The organism is Paraburkholderia sp. 31.1, from assembly GCF_014397645.1.
Classification (GTDB): Bacteria; Pseudomonadota; Gammaproteobacteria; order Burkholderiales; family Burkholderiaceae; genus Paraburkholderia; species Paraburkholderia tuberum.
This window is the reverse complement of record NZ_VZQN01000092.1, coordinates 1-9,954: the sequence shown is the minus strand read 5'-3', so window position 1 is coordinate 9,954 and position 9,954 is coordinate 1. Positions and strand designations below refer to the sequence as shown.

Genomic DNA, 9,954 nt, shown 5'->3' with positions numbered 1-9,954 from the left:
AGGCCCAAGCTCAACGAGGTGCTGCGCTTGATCGCGCGCTTGGGCGGATTCCTCGGCCGCAAGGGCGATGGCGAACCCGGCGCGAAAGCTATTTGGCTGGGACTCAAAGAGGTTCATATCGCTGCCAGGACATTGCAGAAGTTACGTGTCGGCGGTCACGCTGGAAATTGTGTATAACCCGATGCGTCTAACCCCGTTACTTTCCCGTCGAATACCGGCTTATCACCGGCGCGTAGTGCAGTTGCCTGTCTGTCTGTCTGTGAGTGCCATTTCAGCCCATCGTCCAGCCCATCGCCAAGTGGCGGATAGCGCCGGAATATTGTAGCCTGACACGGCAATATTTTTTGGCAAAATGCCTGTGCACATTGATGTTTAACGGATACCGTCGGTTTGGCGCGGATTGATTAATGGCAGACCCCGCCTCCACCAAATACCTGGAACGTTCGCGATGAACGGCCCCAAAAAACCCCGGTAGCGTAACGCTGCCGGGGTTTTTTATTTTCCGCACCGTCCGCGACGCTTTGCGGGCCGGCCACACGTCTCCCCTTCACTCAGCGGGGACGCACAACACGCCCCGGTAAATCCGCGGCCGCTGCCTATACTCGTAGCTCGAGCGAGTCGTCACTCGTCAACCACGTCGCCAAAACAGGAGCCTGCGTCATGCGCAAGACCATCGCTCTGCTGGCCCCGCTCGCACTCGCCGTGCTATACGCCGGTGCCTTCGCCGATCCGCCCAAACTGTCCGACGGCCGCTTCGTCACCGCTGACGGCATGACGCTCTACACGTTCGACAAGGACACCACGCCCGGCGTCAGCGCCTGCACCGGCGGCTGCATGAGCAACTGGCCGGCGGCCACGGCGGCGCCGACCGACAAGCAGGCGGGCGATGCAAAGGGGGACGGCTTCAAGGAAATCTGGCACATCGCCAGGCCATAAGAAGCCACTCCGGCCGGCAACTGGGCCGCCATCGCCCCCGCCACAAAGCACAACGCCGACCCAAGGGCCGGCGTTGCGTAAAACCTCGAAGCTCGAGCGAAGCCCGAGCCAATTCTTATTCGTCTTTCGGGCACTGCAGATTGCAGCCATTCGGGTCTCCCATGTCGCCGCGCTTGCGCGCTTGCGAACGTCGGCCGTGCTGATACTTGTCCGACGGGGCGGACGCGGCGAATGGCATCTGCGGATGCTCGTTAATGCGGAATTCGTCGGTCAGGATGCCACCCGGCACGCCAGGCGAATTTTGCGCGTAAGCGACGGAGACGGTGGCACAGAGCACACCAGCCGCGGCAGCGGCGGCACATGCATGGAGAAGAGCTTTCATGTCGGTTCAGCGCGGCTTGGCGCGCGGTAAAGGCGGATACGAAGCCAAGAGAGTAGCCGAAACCGGCGCGCTGCGCAGCCGCGCACGCCGAGCGCCAGCGCTTTTCTGGTTACAGGCTCTTACTCCGCCGTTACGCGAGCGCGCCGCCGAGCCCCTCGTCCAGATCGACGAGCCTGCCGCAGTCGCACGGATCGTAGCCGGCGAGCTGCTCGACGCGTTGGTGAAACGCGCTGCCGCGCAACAGGTTGATCACCGTCGCGAGCGGCGCGCGAGAGAGGTGCGCGCGATCGCACGCGAAGTAATAGTCCTCGTCGACGATCGGAATGAAGTCGAGCCCGAAATGATGCGCGGCCGGTTCGACGCCGAAGCCTATGTCCGCCATGCCGCTCGCGACGAACGCCGCGATCGCCGAGTGCGTCAGCTCGGTCGACGCATAGCCGTTGACGCGGTCCGGGTCCACACCGACCTGTCGCAGCGCGAGATCGAGCACCATCCGCGTACCCGAGCCCGGCTGGCGGTTGACGAAACGGATGTCGTCGCGCGCCAGATCGCCGAGCCCGCCGATCCGCTTCGGATTGCCCTTGCCGATGAACAGACCCTGCTTGCGTCGGGTCAGATGCACGAGCACATGGCGTTGCGGATCGAGCCAGCGCCGGTAGGTATCGGCGCACACCGCGCGGAACTCGCCGAGCGGCAGATGAAAGCCCGCCAGATCGCACTCGCCGCGCGCGAGCGCACTGACCGCCTCGGCGCTGTCGCGGTACTTGATCTCGACCGGCAGATCGTTGGCGACCAGCGCCGTAACAAGCGCGGCCACCGCGTAACCGTGCGACGCGTGGATGCGCACGTCATCGGCGGGGGGCGCAAGCCAGCGGTTCAGATCGCTCGCCACTTCGCTCGCGAGCGCCTGCAAATTGCCGTCGAGCCGCTCGCCGCAGAGCCGCTGCCCGCGCAGCACCGCGTGACCGAGCTCGGACAACACCGAGCCGCGCCCACGCTCTTTCGCGATCAGAGGACCACCAAACCGCTCCTCGATGCTGCGCAGCAAGCCCCATGCGTGCCGATAGGACAAACCCTTAAGCGCCGCGGCCTGCGCAATGCTGCCAGATTCATCGACGAGCGCGAGCAGCGGCACCACGTCAGACAGGCTGGCCTCGCGGCCATCCGCGCCCTTCACCACCAGCTCGACCTGACATTCGATCCTGACCATATATGCTTGACCGTTTCCTATTGCGCGCGCCGGTCGGCCCGCCTATCTTTCGGCTATACCATATCGAATAAGCGAAGCATACGTGCATGCATTATGAATAACAAGTGCATATATCGCTTCGGAGGAGCCCCCCTTTGGACGATTGTCTCGCCACGGCGCCGGATCAGCTCGTGCAACGTCACGCGCAGCCGGGCCGCACACTCATCACGATCCTGCACGCGATCCAGGACGAACTCGGCTTTGTGCCACCCGCGGCGGTCGGACCGCTCGCCCGCGCGCTGAACCTGTCGCGAGCGGAAGTGCACGGCGTCATCACTTACTACCATCACTTTCGCACCTCACCGGCCGCGCCCGTCACGGTGCAGCTTTGCCGCGCCGAAGCGTGCCGCAGCATGGGCACCGAGGCGCTTGCCCAGCACATCGAGGCGCACACCGGATGCCGCTTCGACGCCGGTCACCATGACGGCGCAACGGTGGAACTCGAATCGGTGTACTGCCTCGGCCAATGCGCGCTGTCGCCGGCGATGATGCTCAACGGCACGCTGCACGCGCGCGTGTCGCCGCAAAAATTCGACGCGCTGTTCGCCGCTGCCCGCAAATGCGTGGAGGTGCCGGCATGACGCGCGTCTATGTTCCGCGAGATTCCTCGGCGCTCGCGCTCGGCGCCGATGCGCTGGCCGAAGCCATCGCCAGCGAAGCCGCGCGCCGCGGCATTGCGATCGAACTGATCCGCAACGGTTCGCGCGGGTTGCTGTGGCTCGAACCGCTCGTCGAAGTTGCGACGCCCGAAGGCCGCATCGGCTATGCGAATGTCGACGTGGAAGACGTCGCCGCGTTGTTCGACGCGGGCTTCGTCGAGGGCGGCGAGCATGCGCGGCGCGTCGGCGTGGTCGACGAGATTCCGTATCTGAAGAAGCAGCAGCGCCTGACCTTCGCGCGGATCGGCATCACCGACCCGCTGTCCATCGACGATTACGTCGCGCACGGCGGCCTCGAAGGCCTACGCAACGCCCTGCAAACCGACGGCGATGCCGCCTGCGAAGCGCTGATCGAATCCGGTCTGCGCGGCCGCGGCGGCGCGGCCTTCCCGGCCGGCATCAAGTGGCGCACGGTGCGCGGCGCGAAAGCCGCGCAGAAGTACGTCGTCTGCAATGCCGACGAAGGCGATTCCGGCACCTTCTCCGATCGTCTCGTGATGGAAAGCGATCCGTACGTGCTCATCGAAGGCATGATCATCGCCGGCGTCGTGACCGGCGCGACCGTCGGCTACATCTATGTGCGCAGCGAATACCCGCACTCGATCGCGACGCTCGAAGCTGCCATCGCCCGTGCGCGCACAGCCGGCTGGCTCGGCGACAGCGTGCTCTCGAGCGGGCAGCGTTTCGAGCTGTTCGTCGCGAAAGGCGCGGGCTCGTATGTGTGCGGCGAGGAAACCGCGATGCTGGAATCGCTCGAAGGCAAGCGCGGCATCGTCCGCGCAAAGCCGCCGGTGCCCGCACTCGTGGGTCTCTATGGCCAGCCCACCGTGATCAACAACGCGATCACGCTCGCCACCGTGCCGATCATCTTCGCGCGCGGCGCCGCGTTCTATAAAGACTTCGGCATGGGCCGCTCGCGTGGCACGCTGCCGTTCCAACTGGCCGGCAACATCAAGCGAGGCGGCCTCGTCGAACTCGCGTTCGGTGTGACATTGCGCCAACTGCTCGACGACTTCGGCGGCGGCACCGCGAGCGGCCGGCCGGCGCGCGCGGTGCAGGTCGGCGGTCCGCTCGGCACCTATCTGCCGCCAAGCCAGTGGGACATTCCGATGGACTACGAGGCGTATGCGGCAGTCGGCGCGGTGATCGGCCACGGCGGTCTCGTCGTGCATGACGACACCTCGAACCTTGCTGAGCTCGCGCAATACGCGATGCACTTCTGCGCGCTCGAATCGTGCGGCAAATGCACACCGTGCCGGATCGGCTCGACGCGCGGCGTCGAGGTGATCGCGCGGATTCGCAACGGCGACACGTCGACGCGTCAGGTGCAATTGCTGCGCGATCTGTGCGACACGATGGTAGCCGGCTCGCTGTGCGCGATGGGCGGCATGACGCCGTATCCGGTGCTGTCCGCGCTCGATCATTTCCCTGAAGACTTCGGTCTCGCCGCCGATCCCACTGCCGACCACGCCACCAAAGCGGCCGCGGCCTGACTCCAGGAGTTCACCATGTCCGACCAGTTCAACTCCCCTGCCGGCGCCCCGAAGGAAGCCCCCCTGGGGGGCGGCTGCGGCTCAGGCAACTGCGCGTGCAAGTCGCAAGCCCAGGCACGCGCCGCCAACGCGTTCGCCGACGACACCGACTACGGCACCCCCGCCCGCCACTCGGACGTCGACGTGACGCTCGAAATCGACGGCCAGGCGGTGACCGTACCGGCGGGCACGTCGGTGATGCGCGCGGCGGCTGAAGCTGGCGTCAACGTGCCGAAGCTGTGCGCGACCGATTCGCTCGAACCGTTCGGCTCATGCCGCCTGTGTCTCGTCGAAATCGAAGGACGGCGCGGCTATCCGGCCTCGTGCACGACGCCGGTCGAAGCCGGCATGAAGGTGCGCACGCAGACCGACCGTCTGCAGTCGCTGCGTCGCAACGTGATGGAGCTGTACATCTCCGACCATCCGCTCGATTGCCTGACCTGCCCCGCCAACGGCGACTGCGAACTGCAGGACATGGCGGGCGTGACCGGCCTGCGCGAAGTGCGCTACGGCTTCGACGGCGCGAATCATCTGAAGGACCAGAAGGACGAATCGAATCCGTACTTCACGTACGACCCGGCGAAGTGCATCGTCTGCAATCGCTGCGTGCGCGCGTGCGAGGAAACCCAGGGCACGTTCGCGCTGACGATCACCGGACGCGGCTTCGAATCTCGCGTCGCGGCCAGCGAGAACCAGCCGTTCATGGAATCGGAGTGCGTGTCGTGCGGCGCCTGCGTGGCCGCGTGCCCGACCGCGACCTTGCAGGAAAAGTCCGTCGTGATGCTCGGCCAGCCCGAGCACTCGGTCGTCACCACCTGTGCGTATTGCGGCGTCGGCTGCTCGTTCAAGGCAGAGATGAAGGGCAACCAGGTCGTGCGGATGGTGCCGCACAAGAACGGCCAGGCCAACGAAGGCCATGCATGCGTGAAGGGCCGCTTCGCGTGGGGCTACGCGACGCACAAGGACCGCATCAAAAAGCCGATGATCCGCGCGACGATCACCGACCCGTGGCGCGAAGTCAGCTGGGACGAAGCGATCTCGTACGCGGCATCGGAATTCCGTCGCATCCAGGCGAAACATGGCCGCGATTCGATCGGCGGCATCACGTCGTCGCGCTGTACGAACGAGGAAACCTACCTCGTGCAGAAGCTCGTGCGCGCCGCGTTCGGTAACAACAACGTCGACACCTGCGCGCGCGTCTGCCACTCGCCGACCGGCTATGGTCTGAAGACGACGCTCGGCGAATCGGCCGGCACGCAGACGTTCGCCTCCGTCGACAAAGCCGACGTGATCATGGTAATCGGCGCGAATCCGACCGATGGCCACCCGGTGTTCGCCTCGCGTCTGAAGCGGCGCGTGCGCGAGGGTGCGAAGCTGATCGTCGTCGATCCGCGCCGGATCGACATCGTCGATACGCCGCACGTGAAGGCGTCGCACCATCTGCAATTGCGGCCCGGCACCAACGTCGCGATCGTCAACGCGCTCGCGCATGTGATCGTCACCAAAGGCCTGCTCGACGAAGCGTTCGTGGCCGAGCGCTGCGAGACGCGCGCGTTCGAGCAGTGGCGCGATTTCGTCGCGCTGCCGGAGAACTCGCCGGAAGCGACCGAAGCGGCGACCGGCGTGCCCGCGCAACAGGTACGCGAAGCCGCGCGCATCTACGCGAGCGCCGGCAACGCCGCGATCTACTACGGCCTCGGCGTCACCGAACACGCGCAAGGCTCGACGATGGTGATCGGCATCGCGAACCTGGCGATGGCGACCGGCAACATCGGCCGCGAAGGTGTCGGCGTGAATCCGCTGCGCGGCCAGAACAACGTGCAGGGTTCGTGCGACATGGGCTCGTTCCCGCACGAGTTGCCCGGCTATCGTCACATCGGCGATCCGCTCGTGCGCACGCAGTTCGAAAACGCCTGGGCCGTCACACTGCAACCGGAACCTGGCCTGCGCATTCCGAACATGTTCGACGCCGCGCTGCACGGCAGTTTCAAGGGTCTGTACTGCCAGGGCGAGGACATCGTGCAGTCGGACCCGAACACGCATCATGTGGCGGCGGCGCTGTCGTCGATGGAATGCATCGTCGTGCAGGACATCTTCCTGAACGAGACCGCCAAGTATGCACACGTCCTGCTGCCCGGCTCGTCGTTCCTCGAAAAGGACGGCACGTTCACCAATGCCGAGCGCCGCATCTCGCGCGTGCGCAAGGTGATGCCGCCGCTCGGCGGCTACGCGGACTGGGAAGTCACGCTGCTGCTGTCGCGCGCGCTCGGCTACGAGATGGACTACACGCATCCGTCCGAGATCATGGACGAAATCGCGCGGCTCACACCGACCTTCCACGGCGTGTCGTACCAGAAGATCGACGAAATGGGCAGCATCCAGTGGCCGTGCAACGAGGACGCGCCCGACGGCACGCCGACGATGCACGTCGACACCTTCGTGCGCGGCAAGGGCAGGTTCGTGATCACGAAGTTCATCGCATCGCCGGAGAAGGTCACGCGCAAGTATCCGTTGCTGCTGACGACCGGGCGCATTCTGTCGCAGTACAACGTCGGCGCGCAGACGCGCCGCACCGAGAATTCGCGCTGGCATGACGAAGACCGGCTCGAACTGCATCCGCACGATGCCGAGGAACGCGGCATCCAAACCGGCGACTGGGTCGGCATCGAATCGCGCGCGGGGCAGACCGTGTTGCGCGCGAAGGTGACGGAGCGGATGCAGCCGGGCGTCGTCTATACCACGTTCCACTTCCCCGAATCGGGCGCGAACGTGATCACGACCGACAGCTCCGACTGGGCGACCAACTGCCCCGAATACAAGGTGACCGCGGTGCAGGTGATGCCGGTCGAGCAGCCGTCGCAATGGCAGAAGGACTATTCGCGCTTCAATAGCGAACAGCTCGAACTGCTGAAGCAGCGCGAGCTGGCCGATGCGGCCGCGGCCGTCACCGCGGGCAAGTGAGGCGAGCCATGGACAATCGGAATCTGATCGACATGGCGAACCGGATCGGCGACTTCTTCGAGTCGATGCCCGACCACGAGGAAGCGCTGACCGGCGTCGCCGAACACATCCGCCGCTTCTGGGAGCCGCGCATGCGGCGCGCGCTGCTCGCGACGCTCGACGAAGCGCCGGACACGTATGACATCGCGCTATCGGACTTCACGCGCGAGGCGATCGTCAGGTATCGCGAGAAGTTGACGCCGGCGCCGGCCCTGGCGCCGGCGGCTTAGGCTCGGGCGGTTTCCCCAATCAACCAGGCGCGGCGGCGCGATCCGCTGCCGCGTGCGTGCCCATGCCACGCAACGGGCGGCGCCAATCACAACGTCGCCTGTTCCGATATCTCTCCCCCAACCGTAAACCACGCTTCGCAGTGCCGTACGAGACCGTGCAGGTCCGAGCCGGTGCGTCCGCGCGCGCTGATGTAGCCGTCGGGCCGCACCAGATAAAACGACGGCCGCGTGCGCCCATACGATTCGGACAACGCCGGGCCGCCGTCGCCGCTCGTATCGGTGACGCGCCAGATCCGCACCGCGTTCGGCAGCAGCCGCTCGACCTCGGCGGCGAGCTTTTCTACTTCGGGGTCCGGCGGCGGCGCATGTTTCGCGGCGGGATCGAGCGGCGTGTCATCGACGGGCAGCGGCGGCAACAGCAGAAACAGCGAGAAAAACGCCGGATCGTGCAGATCGAAAATGCAGCCGACGCCCGGCGCGCGCCCCAGCGGACCGTCGACGACGTGCACGAGCGCATCGGGCGCGCGCTCGCCCGCGCGCGGGCCGCCGTCGAGCACGCGTTCGAGCGTCAGCGGACTGCGCCGGTACTGGATCGACAGCTCGCTGATCGTCGCGCGTGCGGCATCGCGCAGCGGACCGAGCGTGGCCAGCACCGGCATCACGCGCTCGCGCAGCAGCTTCATCGGTCCGTGATCGGCCTCGGCCATCTGCGTGATGAAACCGGTCTGCCGCAGCACCTCGCGCTCGATCGGATGTCGCTCGGCGTGATACGTGTCGAGCAGACGATCCGGCGCCGCGCCGCCGATCACGCGCGCGAGCTTCCAGCCGAGATTGAGCGCTTCCTGGATGCCGGTGTTCATGCCTTGTGCGGCCGCGGGGCTGTGTACGTGCGCGGCATCGCCGGCGAGGAAGATGCGGCCCACGCGCAGCCGGTCGACCATCCGGCTGTTCACGTGGAAGTACGCCGACCACGCCAGATCCGACACGTCGACGCGCTCGCGCACGCGTCGCGCGATCAGCGCCTTGCATTGTTCGAGCGACGGCGCCGGCGCCCGCTCCAGCGGCGGCTCGCCGAGCACCGCGGGGGTCGGCGGCGCGGCGCTGCCGGACGGCTCGACCGCATGATCGGCGATCAGACGATGGCGGCCGTGGCCCATCGGAAACAGCGCGACGAGACCGTCGCCCGACGCGAAGATATGGAACTCGTCGTCGGGCCAGTCGGTTTCGGCGTGCAGGTCGGCGAGCAGAAAGGTCTGGTCGAAGGTCTTGCCCTCGAAGTTCAGGTCGAGGCGATGGCGAATCGAACTGTGCGCGCCATCGGCCGCGATCAGATATGACGGGCGCATGGCTTCCGTGCGGCCGTCCGCGCGGCGCAAGGTCGCCTGAACGCTCGCGGAGCCTTGCATGAACGCCACGAGCTCGACGCCGCGCTCGACCTTCACGCCGAGCGTCGCCAGATGCTCGGTCAGGAGCCGCTCGGTCACCGACTGGTCGAGAAACAGCAGATAGGGATAGCGCGTGTGCAACGGGTCGAAATCGAGCTGCGCAAGCCGCATGCCGTTCGAAAACAGATTCGCCACGCGCGCGCGATGGCCGAGCTCGAGAAACGGTTCGACCAGCCGATGCTGCTCGAGCAGTTCGAGCGTACGTGCCTGAATGCCGATCGCGCGCGAGTAAGGGTTCGGCTGCGGCGCCTTGTCGATCAGGCGCACGGGGACGTGGGCGCGCGCGAGACTCATCGCTGCGGCAAGTCCGGTGGGACCGGCCCCGACGATCAGCACCGGCGACGCGTCGTAGGCGGCAGCGTCCATGCGGAACTCCGGAGGCAACAATGCGTTCTAGGGTCTGTTTACATATGGAACGCACGTGCGAATGCCCGCTATCGGCCGCATGGCAAGGAGTAAGGAGCGCTGCGTGGCCGCGCCACGTGAGCGACGCACGACGCCGCCATGCGGCCGATAGCGGG

General features: G+C 66.2%; 9 protein-coding genes. 6 read left to right on the top strand and 3 right to left on the bottom strand.

The features are described from left to right. Together F6X37_RS34610 and F6X37_RS34605 are read left to right on the top strand one after the other, a co-directional pair. The coding region (locus F6X37_RS34610) for an IS4 family transposase (protein WP_316252030.1) at positions 1–177 on the top strand (177 nt) is incomplete at its 5' end. A gap of 483 nt (positions 178–660) precedes the next feature. Beyond that, on the top strand, positions 661–936 hold the full coding sequence (locus F6X37_RS34605) for a hypothetical protein (RefSeq protein WP_187614510.1): 276 nt from the start codon (positions 661–663) through the stop codon (positions 934–936). Between the two features lie 115 nt (positions 937–1,051). Here F6X37_RS34605 and F6X37_RS34600 read toward each other — a convergent pair whose 3' ends face one another. Next, positions 1,052–1,318, bottom strand: coding sequence for a hypothetical protein (locus F6X37_RS34600; RefSeq protein WP_018421395.1), 267 nt, complete (start codon positions 1,316–1,318; stop codon positions 1,052–1,054). Positions 1,319–1,448: 130 nt separating this feature from the next. Further along, positions 1,449–2,528 carry a substrate-binding domain-containing protein gene (locus tag F6X37_RS34595; protein WP_187614509.1) on the bottom strand — a complete coding sequence of 360 codons (1,080 nt, stop codon included), beginning with the start codon at positions 2,526–2,528 and terminating at the stop codon, positions 1,449–1,451. 134 nt (positions 2,529–2,662) lie between these two features. Between F6X37_RS34595 and F6X37_RS34590 the strand changes: the two genes are divergently transcribed. Genes F6X37_RS34590 through F6X37_RS34575 form a run of 4 tightly spaced genes read left to right on the top strand, consistent with a single transcriptional unit; the run spans position 2,663 to position 7,988 of the window. Beyond that, positions 2,663–3,148, top strand: coding sequence for an NAD(P)H-dependent oxidoreductase subunit E (locus F6X37_RS34590; RefSeq protein WP_187614508.1), 486 nt, complete (start codon positions 2,663–2,665; stop codon positions 3,146–3,148). Further along, positions 3,145–4,719 (top strand): formate dehydrogenase beta subunit, encoded by a 1,575-nt coding sequence (locus tag F6X37_RS34585; RefSeq protein WP_187614507.1) that lies wholly within the window; start codon positions 3,145–3,147, stop codon positions 4,717–4,719. Before F6X37_RS34590 ends, F6X37_RS34585 begins: the two co-directional genes overlap by 4 nt. A 15-nt stretch (positions 4,720–4,734) precedes the next feature. Continuing rightward, entirely contained in the window at positions 4,735–7,719 is a 2,985-nt protein-coding gene (gene fdhF, locus F6X37_RS34580) for a formate dehydrogenase subunit alpha (protein WP_187614506.1), read from the top strand. An 8-nt stretch (positions 7,720–7,727) separates the two neighbouring features. Continuing rightward, on the top strand, positions 7,728–7,988 hold the full coding sequence (locus F6X37_RS34575) for a formate dehydrogenase subunit delta (protein ID WP_187614505.1): 261 nt from the start codon (positions 7,728–7,730) through the stop codon (positions 7,986–7,988). An 86-nt stretch (positions 7,989–8,074) separates the two neighbouring features. Here the strand turns inward: F6X37_RS34575 and F6X37_RS34570 are convergent, their stop codons facing one another. Then, positions 8,075–9,799, bottom strand: a complete 1,725-nt coding sequence (locus F6X37_RS34570; protein ID WP_187614504.1) for an FAD-dependent monooxygenase — start codon at positions 9,797–9,799, stop codon at positions 8,075–8,077. Between the last annotated feature and the right edge of the window lie 155 nt (positions 9,800–9,954).

What these genes read in the sequence shown, in the direction of transcription:
- F6X37_RS34605 (WP_187614510.1), top strand. Translation starts at nt 661, where the DNA reads ATGCGCAAGACCATCGCTCTGCTGGCCCCGCTCGCACTCGCCGTGCTA.
- F6X37_RS34600 (WP_018421395.1), bottom strand. Translation starts at nt 1,318, where the DNA reads ATGAAAGCTCTTCTCCATGCATGTGCCGCCGCTGCCGCGGCTGGTGTG.
- F6X37_RS34595 (WP_187614509.1), bottom strand. Translation starts at nt 2,528, where the DNA reads ATGGTCAGGATCGAATGTCAGGTCGAGCTGGTGGTGAAGGGCGCGGAT.
- F6X37_RS34585 (WP_187614507.1), top strand. Translation starts at nt 3,145, where the DNA reads ATGACGCGCGTCTATGTTCCGCGAGATTCCTCGGCGCTCGCGCTCGGC.
- fdhF (WP_187614506.1), top strand. Translation starts at nt 4,735, where the DNA reads ATGTCCGACCAGTTCAACTCCCCTGCCGGCGCCCCGAAGGAAGCCCCC.
- F6X37_RS34575 (WP_187614505.1), top strand. Translation starts at nt 7,728, where the DNA reads ATGGACAATCGGAATCTGATCGACATGGCGAACCGGATCGGCGACTTC.
- F6X37_RS34570 (WP_187614504.1), bottom strand. Translation starts at nt 9,799, where the DNA reads ATGGACGCTGCCGCCTACGACGCGTCGCCGGTGCTGATCGTCGGGGCC.